This window comes from Bacillus sp. (in: firmicutes), assembly GCF_031983925.1.
GTDB lineage: Bacteria > Bacillota > Bacilli > Bacillales > Bacillaceae_G > Bacillus_A > Bacillus_A pacificus.
Genome location: NZ_DALYZR010000003.1, coordinates 156,355 through 175,198, shown reverse-complemented (window position 1 = coordinate 175,198; position 18,844 = coordinate 156,355). Strand labels below are relative to the sequence as shown.

Genomic DNA, 18,844 nt, shown 5'->3' with positions numbered 1-18,844 from the left:
GTATCCATCTTATTGTTAGACTCTTTTTATTTTCTAAACAAAAAACAAAAAAGAAAATTGCTCCCCTCATCACATAAAGTAATAAGTAGGGAGCAATTTTCTTTTATATTTACACTTTAAAAGTATTATCGTCCTTTTTTAAAGAGCCCAAAAATGATTCTACATGGACGATAATGAAAAGTCAAGAACTACAGTTCTTCCTCTTCTTCTTCTTCAGTTTCATCATACTCAAGTTCTTCTTCAGCGAAGTCATCTTCATCTTCGTCTAAATCATCAAGATCATCGTCGTCTCCGTCTTCGTCTTCAAGAACCTTGTCCAAATCTTCTACATCATCATCTTCGTCTTCATTTCCATCTACATCATCAAAGTCATCTTCATCTTCGTCAATGTAGTCGTCAAAACCGTCTTCTTCAACTTTACGTTTCTTCTTCGGTTTTGGTTGAGGCAAGATTTCTTCATCAATTTGCTCGTATGGGTACCAGCTGCGTAGACCCCAACGATTTTCTCCTAAATTAATGAAACGTCCATCGATGTTTAAGTCTGTATAAAATTGTGCGATTTTCGCATTAACTTGCTCTTGAGATAGTCCCAGCACTTGAGCGATTTCTTGAACCAACTCGTTGAATGTCGTTGCTTGTTTTTTATCCCCTAAAACGCTATGTACAACTTCAATCATTGAACATTCTTTTAGCTCTTCTGGTGAATATTGCTTAAAATCCACTTATGCGGCACTTCCTTTCATCAAATATAACCTTATATATAACGGCCTGCTTAAAAAAATCCATACTATTCATTATAAACAAAAGTCGCACAAATATGCTACAAAAAAAACGGGAAACTTTTATAGGGTAGTATACATTCCTTATTTCGGAAGCATATGGGCCCCTTGTAATACATACCTAATTTGCATGTCTGTATATTCTTCGAGCGTATATAGCTTTTGCAGCGCCCAACGTCGAAATCCCCACATCTGTCCTTGTATAAAAATATTATGCGCAAGAAGCTGTATTTCTTTTTTATTTAATGTAAATGTTCCGTTTTCCGTACACTGTTCTAAAATATTCTCAAACATTCCTACCATTTGAAACTCCTTTTCTAATACGTACGGGAGTGATTCTTTCGGTAAGAAGCGTACCTCTTGATACATTATTAATACTTCTTCCTGCAATTCGTCCATCACTTTAAAATAATTCGTTATTGCTATCTTTAAACTTTCTACACTTCCTTTTTCCGTACAAACTACTTCCTCTAATCTTTCTTTTACATGTTCATAAATACTATCACAAACTAAATACAAAACATCATCTTTTGTACGAATGTATTCATAAAGCGTTCCAATACTAAATCCAGCTGCCTTTGCAATCTCTCTCGTTGTTGTACGCGGAAATCCTTTTTGTTTAAACAGTTGCACTGCACCTTTAATCATTTGTTCACGCCTTAACGCGACTAATTTTTCATCTTTCACTGATGCATGCACATTATGTTTAACCATCCCCTTCACCTCTCTATTATTTTTTGGAAGGAAAAAGCGTAGGAAAATACCTACGCCTTTGATCCTACTTCGTTAACATACGAGAAATTACGAGCCTTTGAATCTCTTGTGTTCCTTCATATATCTGTGTAATCTTTGCATCTCGCATGTATCGCTCTACCGGATAATCTTTCGTATAACCGTAACCACCAAATACTTGTACCGCTTCAGTCGTCACCTTCATCGCGGCATCGCCTGCAAATACTTTTGACATCGCCGACTCTTTCCCATAAGGAAGTCCTTCCGATTCCAGCCAAGCTGCTTGATATGTTAGAAGACGCGCCGCCTCCACATCCGTTGCCATATCTGCAAGTTTAAAGCCAATCCCTTGCTGCACCGCAATCGGCTTCCCAAACTGATGACGCTCTCTTGCATATTCTACGGAAGCATCTAAAGCCCCTTGTGCAATACCAACCGCTTGCGCCGCAATACCGTTACGGCCACCATCTAATGTTTGCATCGCTATCTTAAACCCTTGTCCTTCTTCCCCTAGTAAATTCTCTACAGGAATACGGCAATCTTCGAACATAATTTCAGTTGTTGGTGAAGAGCGAATCCCTAATTTACTCTCCTTCTTCCCAACTGAAAATCCTGGTGTATCACTTTCCACTATAAATGCACTCGTGCCACGCTGCTTCGATTCAGGATCAGTTAATGCGAAAACAACATAAATATCAGCAATACCACCATTAGTGATAAATATTTTTGATCCATTTAATACATAATGGTCTCCATCTCTTTTGGCGATCGTCTTCATTCCACCAGCATCCGATCCAGATCCTGGCTCCGTTAAGCCGTATGCACCAATTTTCTTTCCTTCAGCCATCGGTCGTAAAAATGTTTGCTTTTGCTCTTCTGTTCCAAATTTAAAAATTGGCCAACCAGCAAGTGAAGTATGTGCAGACAATGTTACACCTGTAGAAGCACATACGCGTGATAATTCTTCAATAGCAATTACATACGCCAAGTAATCGCTTCCAATTCCGCCGTATTCTTCAGGCCACGGAATTCCGGTTAAACCAAGCTCTGCCATTTGATCAAATAGCGCACGATCAAACCTCTCTTCTTCATCACGTTCAGCTGCTGTCGGTGCTACTTCGTTCTTAGCAAAGTCCCGAACCATTTTTCTTATCATTTCATGTTCTTCTGATAGTTTAAAATGCATGCCCGTCTCCCCCTTGTGCTTTTATAAAGCCCGGCTAATAACAAGTTTCTGTATTTCACTCGTTCCTTCATATATTTGCGTGATTTTCGCATCACGGAAAAATCTTTCTACTGGATAATCTTTCGTATAACCGTAACCACCAAATACTTGCACTGCTTCAATCGCAACTTCAACAGCCGTTTTAGAAGCGAATAATTTCGCAATAGATGCTTCTTTACCACATGGTAATCCTTGCGCTCTTAGCGATGCCGCCCTATATACAAGTAATCGCGCCGCTTCTACGCTAGTTGCCATATCTGCAAGTTTGAAGCCAATCCCTTGCTGCGCCGCAATTGGCTTTCCGAATTGCTCACGTTCTTTCGCATAATCAATCGCACATGCAAGCGCCGCTTCAGCAATACCTAATGCTTGCGCCCCAATTCCAATTCGTCCAACATCTAAATTCGCCATCGCTACCTTAAATCCTTGTCCTTCTTCACCAAGTAAATTCTCAGCCGGTACCTTCATATCCTCGAACGTAAGTTGTACAGTGCGAGAACCAAGCAGTCCCATTTTATGCTCATCTTTACCGATAATTAAGCCTGGTGTATCTTTCTCTACTATGAATGCAGAAATCCCACTCTTTCCTGCCTCTGGATTTGTAGAAGCGAATACAATATATGTACTTGCTTCACCACCATTTGTAATGAACACCTTCGATCCATTAATAATGTAATGATCGCCTTTCTTCACAGCTCTTGATTTCAAACTTCCTGCATCCGATCCTGCATTTGGTTCTGTTAGTGCAAATGCACCTAAATATTCACCAGTCGCAAGCTTAGAAACGTATTTCTCTTTCTGTTCTTCTGTTCCGAAATATAAAATCGGGTTCATTCCAACTGACGTATGTACAGCTAAAATTACACCAACCGTTGCGCTTACCTTTGAAATTTCTTCAATTGCTAAAATGTAAGAAATAAAATCCATTTCTGCACCACCGTATTTTGCAGGCGCTGGAATTCCCATTAATCCAAGCTCACCCATCTTCTGCAAAATCTCTTTTGGGAACACCCCTTGTTCCATACTAGGAACAAAGGGAGCAATTTCCTTCTGTGCAAAATCTCGAACCATTTTCCTCATCATTTGCTGCTCTTCATTAAAACGAAAGTTCATATACTCCGCCTCCATTTGCTATATAACCTTTTAACAATTTGGTAAGACCACTATTTTGTAACAAAGGGGGATTTATTCGTAAACGTAGAAACCACGACCTGTTTTACGTCCTAACCATCCTGCATTTACGTACTTACGTAGCAATGGACATGGGCGATATTTACTATCACCTAAACCTTCATGCAACACTTCCATAATGTATAAACATGTGTCTAAACCGATAAAATCAGCGAGCGTTAAAGGGCCCATCGGGTGATTCATACCAAGTTTCATTACTTCATCAATTGCTTCTTTCGTCGCTACACCTTCATATAACGTATAAATTGCTTCGTTAATCATCGGTAATAAAATACGGTTCGATACAAATCCTGGGAAATCATTTACTTCAACTGGTACTTTGCCAATTTTCTTCGTAATATCCTCAATTGTTTCGTATACCGCATCATCTGTAGCCAAACCACGAATAATTTCAACAAGTTTCATAACCGGAACTGGATTCATAAAGTGCATACCGATTACTTTTTCCGGACGTTTCGTTACCGCGGCAATTTCTGTAATTGGCAAAGATGACGTATTTGTCGCTAAAATTGCGTGTTCTGGAGCAATTTTATCTAAATTCGCAAAGATTTTCTTTTTAATATCCATTTTCTCGACAGCTGCTTCGATAATAAGATCCGCTTCCTTCACACAATCTAAATCAAGCGTTACTGCAAGACGGTTTAATGTCGCTTCCTTTTCTTCTTCCTTCATGCGCCCCTTTTCTACTTGGCGTGCTAAGTTTTTCGTAATAATAGCCAATCCTCTATCTAATTGCTCCTGTTTTAAATCTTGTACCTTCACATCGTATCCTGCCATTGCACATACTTGTGCAATTCCTGATCCCATTTGTCCTGCACCAATTACAACAATTTTTTGTACACTCATTTCTTCTTCCCCCTTAATTTCCAATAAACTATATACCGTCTAATCTTAATTAGTGAACTTCAATCATCACTGCATCACCTTGACCACCACCGCTACAAATCGAAGCAATTCCAATTCCGCCGCCGCGTTGCTTCAGTGCATGGATTAGTGTAACGATAATGCGCGCTCCGCTTGCTCCAATCGGATGCCCCATCGCCACTGCGCCGCCATTTACATTCAATTTTTCTGGATCAATTCCCGCAATCTCTGTACTTGCAATTGCTACTGCTGCAAATGCTTCATTAATCTCGAATAAATCGATGTCTTCAATTGTCTTTCCTGTTTTTTCAAGCAATGCGTTAATTGCATAACCTGGCGTTCTCGGGAAATCTTTAGACTCCACTGCAATTGCTGTATGTGCCAAAATTGTCGCTAACGGCTTTCTTCCTTCTTGCTTCGCTCTGTCTTCGCTCATTAATACAAGTGCAGCACCACCATCGTTTAAGCCTGGTGCATTACCAGCTGTCACTGTCGCTGTTTTATCAAATACAGGTTTTAATTTTGCTAACTTTTCAATTGTTGTATCCGCGCGTGGCGCCTCATCCTTTGCAACGACAATAGGATCGCCTTTTCTTTGCGGAATCGTTACTGGCACGATTTCCTCTTCAAAACGTCCTTCATTATGTGCTGAAACCGCACGTTGGTGGCTACGATATGCCCATTCATCTTGCGCTTCGCGAGAAATTCCATCTTCCTTCGCAACTTCTCCGCCATAAACACCCATGTGTATACCAGAAAATGCGCATGTTAAACCGTCAGCAATGTTTAAATCAACGACTTCGTTGTTGCCCATTCTGTATCCCCATCTTGCTCCTCGTAAAATGTAAGGACTGTTACTCATCGACTCCATACCACCAGCTACAATCAATGATTGATCGCCAGTACGAATAATTTGATCCGCTAACGTAACCGCACGAAGCCCCGACGCACAAACTTTATTCACTGTTTCCGTCTGCACTTCCCAAGGGATTCCAGCAGCCCTCGCCGCTTGGCGTGATGGAATTTGTCCCTGTCCACCTTGAATAACCGTTCCGAATATAACTTCCTCAACATCACTAGCAGAAACATTTGCTCTTTCAAGCGCCGCTTTAATTGCAATCCCTCCAAGTTCTGTTGCTTTTACATCTTTTAAAGACCCTCCAAATTTCCCAACCGGTGTTCTTGCAGCACTTAAAATAACTGTTTTACTCATGTTTCTTTCCCCCATTTCTTTTTATCACTGAGCGTGCGCTCGGTGTTCCTACGTTGAGAAGAGGTGCAATAATTGCACCTCTTTCTAAAGTTGTATGCATTCCTACAAACTAGATTGCTTCTTTCTTCTGTCCAATCACTGAGCGTTCTAAAATCTCTGTTACATCGAGAGTTTGAACTTTCTCTTCAACTTCTTTCGCTTTCGTCCCATCACTAATCATCGTTAAGCAATAAGGACATCCTGTACCGATAATGGATGGCTGTACAGCTAATGCTTGTTCTGTACGAGCAACGTTAATGCGTGAACCTGTTGTTTCCTCCATCCACATTAAGCCACCACCTGCTCCACAGCACATTCCCGTTTCACGGTTACGTGCCATTTCTACAAGGTTCACACCAGGAATCGCTTTCAAAATGTCTCGTGGCGCTTCGTATACTTCGTTGTATCTCCCTAAGTAGCAGGAATCATGGTACGTAACTGTTTCCTCAATAGCGTGAACCGGTTTTAAGCGTCCTTCTTTCACCCACTGAGCTAACAGTTCTGTATGATGATAGACTTCTGCCTGCAAGCCAAAGTCCGGATACTCATTTTTAAATGTGTTATAAGCATGAGGGTCAATCGTAACGATTTTCTTCACTCCTGCTTTTTCAAATTCCTCAATATTTTTTGTCGCCATCTCTTGGAAGACAAATTCATTTCCAAGGCGGCGCGGTGTATCTCCAGAGTTCTTCTCCTTATTACCGAGTATTGCAAATGAAATGCCTGCTTCGTTCATCAACTTCGCAAACGATATCGCAATCTTCTGACTACGATTATCATATGATCCCATTGAACCAACCCAGAATAAATATTCGAACTCCTCGCCAGCTTTCGATTTTTCTTTTACAGTTGGAACCGTTACTTCATCATCACCTTGGCGCCAAGTTTCACGCTCTTTACGGTTTAGACCCCACGGATTCCCTTGACGCTCGATGTTTGTCATCGCACGTTGCGCTTCCGCATCCATCTTTCCTTCTGTTAAAACGAGATAGCGGCGTAAATCAATAATTTTATCAACGTGCTCATTCATAACCGGACACTGATCCTCACAGTTACGACACGTTGTACAAGCCCAAATCTCTTCTTCTGTAATAACATCTCCAATTAAACTCGGATCGTAAGCGAGTGTTGTGGCTGCAGATTCTTGTTGTCCTTTCCCCGCTGCCATCATCGCTAACTGATTTCCTTGTGTATTATTAAAAGCAACTACCGGAACCCACGGTGCTTTTGATGTCACTGCAGCTCCTTTATCAGTTAAATGATCGCGAAGTTTTAAAATCAAATCCATCGGCGATAACATTTTCCCTGTTCCTGTTGCCGGACACATATTTGTACAACGACCACACTCTACGCAAGCGTATAAATCAATAAGCTGATTTTGTCTAAAGTCTTCGATTTTACCAACACCAAATGTTTCTTGTGTTTCATCTTCAAAGTCAATCTTTTCAAGTTTCCCTGGATTTGAAAGACGGCCGAAGAAAACGTTAGCTGGTCCCGCAATTAAATGCGCGTGTTTCGATTGTGGAACATAAACTAAAAACGTTAACAAAATTAGTAAATGCACCCACCAAGAGAAATAGAACACAGAAATGGCTGCGGTTTCATTTATCCCTGAGAAAACGTAAGCGATTGCAGAAGCGATTGGCTCACTCCATGAAAGCTCCTCGCCATGCCATATAATTCCCATCCCATTACCGAGTAGCACAGAAATCATTAAGCCACCGATGAAGATAAGAACAAGGCCTGATTTGAAATTACGTTTTAAACGAACTAGCTTCTCAACATAACGTCGATGAAAAGCCCAAAAGACTGCAATTAAAATAACAAGTGTGACAATTTCCTGGAAGAATGTAAATGCAGGGTATAGTGGTCCAAGTGGAAGATGTGATCCTGGTGCGAGTCCTTTCCAAACGAAGTCAATTGCTCCAAATTGGACAAGAATAAATCCGTAAAAGAACATAACGTGAATAATGCCGCTCTTTTTATCTTTCAGCAGCTTTTTCTGACCGAAAACATTGACCTTAAGGAGATCCCAACGCTCTTTAAAACGACGGTCAAATTCAATCTTTTTTCCTAACTGTATGTAGGCCATCCTCGTTCGTATAAGATACACAAACAAATATCCCGCATAAGCAATAACAGCAATGGCAGCCAGCCAATTCATGATCAGTAAGCTATTCATTTTTATGCTACCCCTCTCTTTGTAAGCCCTCTTTCTTTTTTAGAATCTTCAAAAACATATAATTTTCTGAATTTTATCCCCTACCTTCATTATATAATGAGTGAGCATTCAGTCAACAGTTTTTTGTTATACAACAACATATTTTTTAATAAAGCTGTTTATTTCGGTGAAACTATAAAGTGAAACTTTAATCAGTAGAAGTTATTTACTCCCTACTAATTATTAGCCCACAAATAACAGGATAAAATGAATGTTTGATTTATAAAAAACGAATGGTGAAAAGACCGTGAAGGAGGGAATTTACTCATGTTCTTCTTATCTCTCTTATTAATAGGTAGCACTCTCTGGATTGTAATTGATCTTTCTTATGGGAGAATTGTTCATTTAAAGCGTGTACGTTCTCGTTCTTTCCCTTTACGTCAAAGTGATTTTCACCTTTATACATACGGAAAAGATTTGTATGACGCTCTATTTACTGATATAAAACAGGCGAAACACCATGTGCACGTTTTGTTCTTCATTGTAAAAAACGATAAAATCAGCCGGGAATTTTTAAAGTTACTTATTGATAAGGCAAAGGAAGGAATTGAAGTAAGACTTCTACTCGATCGATTGGGAAGCCATCATTTATCAAATGAGGCCATTCGCTCCCTACAAAAACATGGTGTCTCTTTTTCATTTTGTCACAAAGTAAAGTTTCCCTTTCCTTTCTTTTCTGCAAATCAAAGAAACCATAGAAAAATTACAGTTATTGACGGGAAAATTGGTTATATTGGTGGATTTAATATTGGAGAAGAATATTTAGGACATAATCAAAAATTAGGATTATGGCGCGATTATCATTTACGTCTTACAGGAGAAGGAATACAAGATTTACAAAAGCAATTTTTACATGATTGGCTGGACGATACAGACCAAAATTTATTAGAGGCATCTCTTTATTTTCCTAAGCAACAACCAGGAACCATTCTGCATCGTTTTATCCCTACTGATGGGGCCTACTTGCAAAATACATTTTTATATTTAATTGAAAGCGCAGAAAAAGAACTCTTTATCGGTACACCATATTTCATTCCTGGAAGAAAAATTATGAATGCATTATTAGAAGCACGAAAACGCGGGGTTCAAATCACAATTCTCGTTCCAGAAAAAGCGGATCACCCCCTTGTTCGAGAAGCAAAATTCCCATATTGCCGAAAGTTAATACAAGCTGGCTGTAATATTTACGCATTTCAACAAGGTTTTTTTCACGCTAAAGTTATTATAGTTGATGACTACATCTGTGATATCGGAACTGCAAACTTTGATATGAGAAGTTTATATATTAACCATGAAATCAACTGCCTTTTATATGATGAACATTTTATACAAACAGTAAAAAATAAATTCCACGAAGATCTAGAAAATGCTTCATTACTTTCCTTGAAAGATGTTAGTCCGAATTCTCTCATTAATAGAGGCAAAGAATGGATAGGAACAATACTTGCTTTCTTTCTATAGGAAAGATAATGTATAAAGGAGATGTATTCATTATGATTATGCGTTTCGGATATGTCTCACATGCAATGGCACTCTGGGACTGTTCTCCGGCTAAAACGATGACATTTACAAGCTTTCAAAAGCTTAGTAAACAAGAACGAGAAGATAAATTATACGATGTTACGCGACAGAATCTTGAGCATACAATACGTATTCTTCATTACAATATAGCGCATGAAATTCCATTATATCGCTTATCTTCTTCCATCGTCCCACTTGCAACACATCCCGAAGTCGAGTTTGATTACATCGGGTTGTTCACACCGCTTTGGCGTAAAATTGGGGCATTAATTAAAGAACATAATTTACGAGTAAGTTTTCATCCAAATCAATTTACGCTATTTACAAGCGATAAGCCACACATTACAACTAACGCTATTACAGATATGACTTATCACTATAAAGTATTAGATGCAATAGGAATTGCAGATTCTTCTTATATTAACATCCATGTAGGTGGTGCCTACGGAAATAAAGAAAAAGCGGTTGAACGTTTCCATGAAAACATAAAAAAACTTCCTGCACATATAAAAAGGCAAATGACACTTGAAAATGATGATAAAACATATACAACTGCTGAAACTTTATCTATTTGCCAAAAAGAAAAGATTCCATTTGTATTTGATTATCATCATCATATGGCAAATCTTTGCGAAGAACCGTTAGAAGAGTTACTTCCTGCAATTTTTGAAACTTGGGCACATACAAATATCCTTCCTAAAGTTCATATTTCTTCCCCTAAATCAAAAAAAGAATTTAGGGCTCACGCGGAATATATTGATTTAGAGTTTATTAAACCTTTCTTACACGTTGCAAAAAAAGTCAATCATAATTTCGATATTATGATTGAAAGTAAACAGAAAGATTTAGCGATGCTGCAATTCATACATGAATTATCCGCTATAAGAGGAATAAAAAGAATAAATAGCTCAACATTACAATGGTAAATTGTAATGTTGAGCTATTTTTTTCAAAAAAAGTAATTTTTTTAGTAAAAAACACCCTATTTTATATGCTATGATTGGAATTAGCATTTTCCACCTGTGATTCAACTTTATTGAAACGGAGTCATAATATGATTAATCAAAAAAAATATGTACACTTTGTTATGATATATATAATTATATTTTCTCTTTGGATATTTCTTATTCCTAAGAACTTGAATATAAAAGAAATTGGAATTCTCTTCTTATTTTGTTTTGCTGCACTCTTTTCTTGCTATTGCTTATATAAAGCTATTAAGAAAATGAAGCGCGGTGATAAATTATTTTGGGTTTTATTACTATGCACTTGCCTATGTGGATTGACAATGGAGATAACTTTATTTCTTCATTCACTTTCTATATATGACCAAGTCATATTCTCATATACGGCATTACCCTTTTTTATCGTACAATATATTTTGCTCTTTTCTGGCTTTGCTATAAAGTTCATAAAACATTACTCTATTAGAGGCCTAGCTCAATTTTCATTCGATAGCATCTTTATCATTATTATGAATATTTATTTTACCTTAACTTTTATTTTAGACCGTTCAAGCTTTCGTATGTTAACAACAGATCATTGGGTTTTAATTGGATACTTTATTGCACAATCATTAGTCATTTACGCCGTTATTAGTCTATATAGACGAGAACAATATTCTGCTAGTAGAATCTCATTAATTATCGGCTTTACTATCATACTTGTATACGGATATATACATCTCTTTCAATTAAACGCAGGGATGAAAACTTCTTCTGAAGTCTCTTACTTAATACATACTGCTTCGATTTTATTAATTGGTTTGTCATCCATACTATATATTTTAGATAAACCAATGCAGCATGAAACGAAAACAAAATATTATCGGTTTGATTATGTGCGCTTTATATTACCTTATTTTAGTATAATCATTACTTTTTCTTTTATTATCTTTCAACCTTGGGATGATAAGTTCATGTTGATCGGTCTAGTATTATCTCTCATCTTATTGTTCTTACGACAACTTTATATGTGGAAAGATAATCAGGCACTAATCGATACATACGAGCAGTTGACTACACAACTAGAAGACAAAGTAGAAGAAGGTGCATCTGCGTTATCAAAAAGTGAACAACGTTATAAATCTTTATTCGAAGATCACCCGGATGCTGTTTTCTCTTTAAATATGTATGGTATTTTCCAACAGTCTAATACAGCTTGCGAAAGCTTATTTACTGCCTACTATTGTGAAGTAGAAAGCTATTCCCTTTTACACTTTATTGACTCAAAAGACCATGATTTACTAAAGAAAGCTTTACAACTAACGAAAAAAGGTAGACCACAAACTTTAGAAGTTCGCACAAAAGAAAAAGAAGGTTATTACTATTACCTTCACATTACGCTCATCCCTACTTTCATAAATAAAGAAGTTGTTGGGATGTTCGGCATAGCACGTGATATTACAACTTTATATGAAAAACAAAAACAAGTAGAGCATTTAGCCTTTCATGATGCACTTACTGGACTACCAAATCGCCGCAAGTTCGAAAAGGATTTAAAAAACATTTTAAATACAGCTCAAACTAGCGCAAGTGATGTTGCCGTCATGTTTCTTGATTTAGATCGATTCAAAAAAATTAACGATAGACTCGGTCATGACGTCGGAGACTTATTATTAATTGAAGTAGCAAAACGATTACGCAGTTGCCTACGTTCAAAGGATGTCGTTGCTCGTCAAGGCGGAGATGAGTTTACAATTCTATTACCAGATATGTACTCAGAAAAAAGTGCGGCTTTTATTGCTGAACAGATTTTAAATATTTTAAACAAACCATTCTTCATTCAAGGCGAAGAACTGTCTATTACACCGAGTATCGGAATTGCAATGTACCCTGATTATGGAACAGATGTAACAGCATTAATGAAAAATGCTGATATGGCTATGTATCGCGCGAAGGCAAATGGGAAAAATCGATTTGTTTTCTTCTCAAAAGAAATAAGTATTGCTCAAAATGAAATCCAATTTTTAGAAGGCGAACTTGCAAAAGCATTACAACAAAATGAATTTTTCCTTGAATACCAGCCGCAAGTAAGCACAAAAACAAAACAAATTATCGGTTTTGAAGCATTACTTCGTTGGAAACATCCAAAGCTTGGTATCGTATCCCCGGCCCAATTTATTCCTCTAGCCGAGGAAACTGGATTCATTATTGAACTTGGAAATTGGATTTTGCGTACCGCCTGCTTAGAAGCAAAAAGATGGCATAATCAAGGTTTTTCTCACTTAAAAGTCGGTGTAAATTTATCTGTTGTTCAATTTAACCATGCAAATTTAATACCTACTATTTCAAAGGTTTTAGAAGAAACAGAGTTAAAACCAGAGGCACTAGATATTGAAATTACAGAAAGTATCGCCATTAACCAAAATCAATCTGTAGTTGCAAAACTAGAACAGCTTCAAAATCTCGGTATTCAAATTTCAATTGATGACTTTGGAACTGGTTATAGTTCTTTAGCTTATTTAACAAAATATCCAATTAATACATTAAAAATTGCTCGAGAATTTATTTGCGGAATTACAACTAGTCCTTTAGAGGAAGCGATTATTTCTTCCATTATTACACTATCAAAAGAACTAAATTTAGAAGTTATCGCAGAAGGTGTAGAAACCGAAGAACAATGGAAGTTTTTATATGAGCAAAACTGTGACCACATTCAAGGATTCTTTATTAGTAAGCCCGTTTCTAGTAAAGACGTTTGGAGGTTACTCCACAAAAAAACAACCGTCTAAGTAAGACGGTTGTTTTTTTAATATTCAAAAGGTACATCTGAAGCTAATTGTACTTCTTGATCATTATGAGAAATTACTTGGTTTTTCTCTAAAGCTGTATCTCCTAATGAAATACCCCATGCCATTGCTAACGTTAACAGACTACCAATAAGTAGTTTTTTCATATTCCATCACCCGCATTTTTTTCTTTAAATATATCATGAAAATCCATCCGTATCTTATGCAATTATGCATATTTGCTTTTTAAATCTTTTTTATTTCTTCATTCTTTTTATAATTAATTCTTTTAATGTATGGTTTCCTAATATATCGAAAAAGAAGTAAGCTTTTTCGCAAGCATCTTCAATTTCTGCTCTATCACACTCTAGCTTTTCTAGGCATTCAACTTTTCGATAGTATAACTGTCCAATCAATGTCATACTATTAATTTGACACGATAATTCAATGGCTTTATTTGCATGACAAAGTGCTTCTTCGTATTGATTGTCCAAGTATAATGCTTTTGCATGATTATGTCTCACCTTTACATCAAACTCTTTATTATCATGTAATACTTCTAATTGTTTTAATATATTTTCATATAACTCAATACTCTTCTTAAAATGGCCATTTTCAGCGTAAATGTTTGCAATTGCGTTTTCAATATAAAGGTTCTGATATACGTCTATCCCTGCCAATTGTTGATTGAGCAATTTCTTTAATTCTGAAATACAATATTCGTAATCAATTTTTTTCAATATGTAAGCAGCTACATGATATTGCCATTGAAGAAACTGCTGAAGCTCAGGATGATATTCTTCCTTTTTCAACTCATTCCATACTTTATTATAAATTTCTTTATATTTCTTTTCCTTACAGAGCATAATAATTCGGTCTTTTAACTGCTTATTCCTTTCCATGTCAGAATAAATAAGTACCTCATAAAAATGGATAATGGGAACTTGTAACTTTGCTGCAATACCTTGCAATATATCCATACTTGGGTATACCGCGCCCGATTCAATTCGGCTCACTTCCGATTGGTGACATATATTCTCGGATAACTGTTTTTGTGTTAATCCCCGCATCACCCTAATTTTCTTAATTTCACTTCCTAATTTTTCTGCGTGCATACTTACTCACCATCCCACTATAACAATCTAATTTTTCGAGTTGTCATACCACTACAATAATGTGAATTCGACAATTTTTGATATGAAATAATGCATAATATATATAAAATTCGGCAAATTTTTCATGCAATTCATCTCACATCCAATAATAGATTAGGAGTATTATAGATAAATTACAGAAAACTTGCCCATACTTCCATTACACTCGGTCTTTTTTATCCTTTATCGGCAAAAACTATCCACACCCAAGAATTAGGAAAAATGAAGTAAAAGTTGAAATTGCTCAGCCTAGCTTAACAATTTGGAAATTAACACAACCTCAAAATGATATAAAAGAAAATATTGCAAAAAAGTATTTAAAAGGTGAGGTAACTGGGGCTAAGGCTCAACAAGAGCAAGTAACAACTGAAAAAATGTAGAATTTCAACCTACCGATAAAGAAAATCAAACCGAATTTCATCTTGCACAAACTTATAAAAACTATAAAGTATATGATCAAGATCTCATTATAAAAGTAGATAAAAATGGAGTAATCACAACTATTAGTGGTAAAGTTATCCAGAATTTAGACCGATAACCTAATCCTACTATAACAAATTTTTTGTCGAAAAATGAAGTAAAATCTATATGACGCAATCCCCCCCTAATTCCAGACTATATAACTGAGACGGAATTACAAAAAAAGAAGTTTACCATTCATAGGTAAACTTCTTTTCATATCCATCCCTTTTCTTCCGCAATTGTAATTGCCTCAATTCTATTTTTCGCATCAAGCTTCGTTAATACTTCAGAAATATAATTACGTACTGTACCTGGCGAAAGATAAAGTGCCTTCGCAATTTCATTTGCCGTCTTTCCTTCTTTCGCAAGTAGCAATACTTCTTTTTCGCGATCTGATAACGGATTTTGCTCCTGCCATAAGCCGAACATTAAATCTTGAGAGATCTCTCGTTTACCTTTCATTATGTTGCGAATCGATGCAGCTAAATCCTCGCTTGGGCTATCTTTTAATAAATATCCGTGCACACCAGCTTTCATTGCTCGTTCAAAATATCCAGGGCGCGCAAATGTTGTTAAAATCATTACTTTACATGCCGATTTTTCTTTCTTCAACGTTTCTGCAACATCTAATCCGCTTTGAATTGGCATTTCAATATCCATAATGCTTACATCAGGTTTTAATGATTCGATTAGTTTTAGCGCCTCTTCTCCGTTCGCTGCTTGCCCAATTACTTCAATATCATCTTCTAGATCAAGCAGGGCTCCTAACGCACCACGAAGCATTCGCTGATCTTCTGCAATAATAATTCGAATCATGCCTTCACCTCATCTTTTCCTGTTCTAATAACAACTGGAACTTTTACTGTTAATAGTGTTCCTGGATTAATCGTACCCAGTTCAACAAATCCATCAATAAGAGCGATTCGCTCCTTCATACCACGAATACCATTCCCATCGTGGTTTTGGTCCGCTAAACCGATTCCGTTATCTTCTACTGTCAAAATCAATTCACCTTGTGATTCTAGTACAGAAACTATGCAACGCGTCGCCTTACTATGCTTTACAACATTCGTAACAGCTTCGCGTAAACACATTCCTAAAATATTTTGTTCAATGGGTGATAGCGAACTTGCACTCGTTTCTTGTTTGATCTCTAATTCAACATTAGCAGCTTGTAAGATCGCTTTTATTTGCTCAAGCTCTTCTTCTACTGTAATCATGCGCATATCAGAAATTAACTCCCTTAGCTGTTTTAAAGCAGTTCGCGATGTTTGTGTAATCTCCTTCGCTTCCGCACTTGCGCGCTCGGGATTTTTTACAATTAACTTCTCCACGAGCTGACTTTTTAAAGTAATGAGTGATAGCGTATGCCCGAGCGTATCATGAAGATCTCTTGCAATTCGTTGCCGCTCCTCACGTTTCACCAAATCTTTAATTTGTTCGTTTGCTTCGTTTAATTGATTTCTTAACATCTTTTTTTGATTAAAATTACGCATTCCAAATGGTGTAAGCAGCATTAAAATAAACATCGGAACGATATTTACTAAACTTGTCGGTGTTAGTTGATTCATATTTATAAATACAAATACTCCAAGCATTACAACTAACAAACATAGTAATACCCGAAATGCTTTCTTACTTGGTGCAAATCCCATCGCACTTGCCGTGAAAAAGCCAAAAAATATCATGAAGGGATTATAAAATAAAGCAAATAAATAGATAAGCACCATCTGTATACATGCCCACAAAACAAACGTCTTCTGAACAAAATAAAGTTGACGGTATGTGATAATAAAAAGTATCAACATACCACTCCCTAGCACAAACTTCCATCCTGACACTTGCGCTAAATGGTAAATTGGAAATAATAAATACACAAGAAACATATACGGAAAGAATCCCATATGTTTCGGAAAAATCTCAATCCTCTTCTTCTCTATCATTTATACCGCTTCCTGTCTTTTTCTTATATATATTGATACTACAACAAATATAAGGAAATAGCCTCCTAATACCGCGATATTTTCCCAACCAATTGATTTTCCAGCTACAATATCCCATGCACCGCTTCCAAAATGATATGTTGGTGTCCATTCACTAATAGATCTTAATATTTTCGGGAATACTTCGATCGGCATCCATAGACCACCAAGAATTGCTAAACACATATTTAAAATATTCGCTAAGCCCGCAGCAGCATCCGCCTTCTTAATAGAACCTATTACTGTTCCTAACGCTAAAAATGGTGTCACACCTAACAACAACCATAATCCAGCACCAATCCATTGCCCTACTGTTAACTCAACATGATTAATTAATATTCCTGCGATAAAGATAACTAAGATTGAAAAAGCATTCACTACAGTTTGAGCGATAATCTTCGCTGTTATATACGCTCCCTCTGGAAGTGGTGTAATTTTTAAAAGATGTGTCCACCCCTGCCCTTTTTCTTGAGAAATTCTCACACCGAAACTAAAAAGTGCTGTCCCTACAATACTGAACGTTGCCATTGAGATTAAATAATGTGCTTTCCACGCATCTCCGTTTTGTGGCACTTGAACCACATTTGTGAAAATGTAATAAAACATAACTGGCATTAATAATGAGAAAAAGATAAACAATTTATTACGAAACGTACGTAAAATTTCTATTTTGCATTGCATCCATAAAGCTCTCATGCGATTTCCCCCTCCTGATTTGTGATAAATTTTTCAAATGCTTCATCAAGGCTTCCACGTTCAACAGAAACATCTGTTACAGGTAAGTTCTTTTCATAAATTGCTCTTAACGTTGCATCTGTATCTTCTGTTGCTAAAGTGAAGTGTCCTTCTTTTGATTGTACTTCTGTTACGTTTGGTAATTCTTTTAGTAATTTTGCAGGAATACTTTCCTTCGAATAAAACGTGATTGTTTTTCGTGAAATCGTCGCTTTCATCTCATCTGGCGTACCGTCTGCGATAACCTTTCCATTCGCAAACAATAAAATACGATTTGCTAATGCATCTGCTTCTTCTAAATAGTGCGTTGTTAAAATAATCGTTTTCCCTTCACTTGCTAACTTTCGAATTGTTTCCCAAAATGTTCTTCGAGACGTAATGTCCATTCCAACCGTCGGCTCATCTAAAAATAACAAATCTGGATTTCCTGCAAGTGCGAGTGCAAAATTTAACCTTCTCTTTTGACCTCCTGATAATTTCTCACATCTTTGCTTTCTCTCTGATTTTAAATTCGATAACTGTAGCAACGTTTCTTTCGCTATCGGATTCGTATAATAGCTACGGAATAACTCAATTGCCTCTTCCACTGTAATGCTATCGATGACACTTACTTCTTGTAACATCGCACCGAGGCTATTACGAACATCTCTATGCTTTGGACTCTTTCCGAATATAGAAACCGTTCCTTCCGTCGGATCCTTTAATCCAAGCATCATCGACATCGTCGTCGTTTTCCCTGCACCATTCGGTCCAAGCAATGCTACGATTTCTCCTTTATTCACATGAAATGAAACGTTATTTACTGCTTTTTTATGTTTAAATGTTTTAGAAACACTATTTACTTCAATAATCTTTTCCATCTCTCCACCCCCGCTGTTTCTTATATTTACATTGTATTAATTGGAAAACTTAGGAAACAGTATGATGCGTCATAACATCGATATGACAATTGTCATGTATTCTTTATGAGAGGAATCAATCCGCCATACTGCAAGC

15 protein-coding genes and 2 pseudogenes are annotated in these 18,844 nt (G+C 36.8%); 4 read left to right on the top strand and 13 right to left on the bottom strand.

Annotated features, from left to right (window positions below):
- Window positions 1-188 precede the first annotated feature (188 nt).
- The 7 genes and pseudogenes from rpoE to RTP99_RS12425 form a co-directional block, all read right to left on the bottom strand.
- On the bottom strand, window positions 189-722 hold the full coding sequence (rpoE, locus tag RTP99_RS12455; protein ID WP_000346275.1) for a DNA-directed RNA polymerase subunit delta: 534 nt from the start codon (window positions 720-722) through the stop codon (window positions 189-191).
- Between the two features lie 141 nt (window positions 723-863).
- Complete coding sequence (locus RTP99_RS12450) at window positions 864-1,493, bottom strand: TetR/AcrR family transcriptional regulator (protein ID WP_000238604.1); 630 nt, start codon at window positions 1,491-1,493, stop codon at window positions 864-866.
- A 64-nt stretch (window positions 1,494-1,557) separates the two neighbouring features.
- Window positions 1,558-2,697 carry an acyl-CoA dehydrogenase AcdA gene (gene acdA, locus RTP99_RS12445; protein WP_000545534.1) on the bottom strand — a complete coding sequence of 380 codons (1,140 nt, stop codon included), beginning with the start codon at window positions 2,695-2,697 and terminating at the stop codon, window positions 1,558-1,560.
- A gap of 21 nt (window positions 2,698-2,718) precedes the next feature.
- Window positions 2,719-3,849 carry an acyl-CoA dehydrogenase gene (locus RTP99_RS12440; protein ID WP_001011168.1) on the bottom strand — a complete coding sequence of 377 codons (1,131 nt, stop codon included), beginning with the start codon at window positions 3,847-3,849 and terminating at the stop codon, window positions 2,719-2,721.
- Window positions 3,850-3,921: 72 nt separating this feature from the next.
- Window positions 3,922-4,773 (bottom strand): 3-hydroxybutyryl-CoA dehydrogenase, encoded by an 852-nt coding sequence (locus RTP99_RS12435; protein WP_000116032.1) that lies wholly within the window; start codon window positions 4,771-4,773, stop codon window positions 3,922-3,924.
- A 49-nt stretch (window positions 4,774-4,822) separates the two neighbouring features.
- Window positions 4,823-6,104 (bottom strand): annotated as a pseudogene (locus tag RTP99_RS12430) (acetyl-CoA C-acetyltransferase).
- A gap of 9 nt (window positions 6,105-6,113) precedes the next feature.
- Window positions 6,114-8,225 carry a (Fe-S)-binding protein gene (locus tag RTP99_RS12425; RefSeq protein ID WP_001086788.1) on the bottom strand — a complete coding sequence of 704 codons (2,112 nt, stop codon included), beginning with the start codon at window positions 8,223-8,225 and terminating at the stop codon, window positions 6,114-6,116.
- Window positions 8,226-8,531: 306 nt separating this feature from the next.
- Here RTP99_RS12425 and cls point away from each other — a divergent pair, with 306 nt between their 5' ends.
- From cls to RTP99_RS12410, 3 genes are all read left to right on the top strand, one after another.
- Entirely contained in the window at window positions 8,532-9,725 is a 1,194-nt protein-coding gene (cls, locus tag RTP99_RS12420; RefSeq protein WP_000465820.1) for a cardiolipin synthase, read from the top strand.
- Between the two features lie 32 nt (window positions 9,726-9,757).
- Window positions 9,758-10,711 (top strand): UV DNA damage repair endonuclease UvsE, encoded by a 954-nt coding sequence (gene uvsE, locus RTP99_RS12415; RefSeq protein ID WP_000605888.1) that lies wholly within the window; start codon window positions 9,758-9,760, stop codon window positions 10,709-10,711.
- Window positions 10,712-10,839: 128 nt separating this feature from the next.
- Window positions 10,840-13,518, top strand: a complete 2,679-nt coding sequence (locus tag RTP99_RS12410) for a DUF4084 domain-containing protein (protein WP_000609937.1) — start codon at window positions 10,840-10,842, stop codon at window positions 13,516-13,518.
- A 17-nt stretch (window positions 13,519-13,535) separates the two neighbouring features.
- On the opposite strand, the gene papR is transcribed toward RTP99_RS12410, so the two are convergent.
- Together papR and plcR are read right to left on the bottom strand one after the other, a co-directional pair.
- Complete coding sequence (papR, locus tag RTP99_RS12405; protein WP_000734728.1) at window positions 13,536-13,682, bottom strand: quorum-sensing peptide PapR; 147 nt, start codon at window positions 13,680-13,682, stop codon at window positions 13,536-13,538.
- 90 nt (window positions 13,683-13,772) lie between these two features.
- Window positions 13,773-14,630 carry a transcriptional regulator PlcR gene (gene plcR, locus RTP99_RS12400; protein ID WP_000542932.1) on the bottom strand — a complete coding sequence of 286 codons (858 nt, stop codon included), beginning with the start codon at window positions 14,628-14,630 and terminating at the stop codon, window positions 13,773-13,775.
- A 168-nt stretch (window positions 14,631-14,798) separates the two neighbouring features.
- Between plcR and RTP99_RS12395 the strand changes: the two are divergent.
- Window positions 14,799-15,258 (top strand): annotated as a pseudogene (locus tag RTP99_RS12395) (M4 family metallopeptidase); the annotation flags it as partial.
- 86 nt (window positions 15,259-15,344) lie between these two features.
- Here RTP99_RS12395 and RTP99_RS12390 read toward each other — a convergent pair.
- The 4 genes from RTP99_RS12390 to RTP99_RS12375 are packed head-to-tail and all read right to left on the bottom strand — an operon-like array spanning window position 15,345 to window position 18,708.
- On the bottom strand, window positions 15,345-15,947 hold the full coding sequence (locus RTP99_RS12390) for a response regulator transcription factor (RefSeq protein ID WP_000619253.1): 603 nt from the start codon (window positions 15,945-15,947) through the stop codon (window positions 15,345-15,347).
- Entirely contained in the window at window positions 15,944-17,074 is a 1,131-nt protein-coding gene (locus RTP99_RS12385) for a sensor histidine kinase (RefSeq protein WP_000570602.1), read from the bottom strand. The genes RTP99_RS12390 and RTP99_RS12385 overlap by 4 nt, the downstream gene beginning before the upstream one ends.
- Window positions 17,075-17,809 (bottom strand): ABC transporter permease, encoded by a 735-nt coding sequence (locus tag RTP99_RS12380; RefSeq protein WP_001202426.1) that lies wholly within the window; start codon window positions 17,807-17,809, stop codon window positions 17,075-17,077.
- A complete protein-coding gene (locus RTP99_RS12375; protein ID WP_000411150.1) occupies window positions 17,806-18,708 on the bottom strand; it encodes an ABC transporter ATP-binding protein in 903 nt (300 codons plus the stop codon). Before RTP99_RS12375 ends, RTP99_RS12380 begins: the two co-directional genes overlap by 4 nt.
- Between the last annotated feature and the right edge of the window lie 136 nt (window positions 18,709-18,844).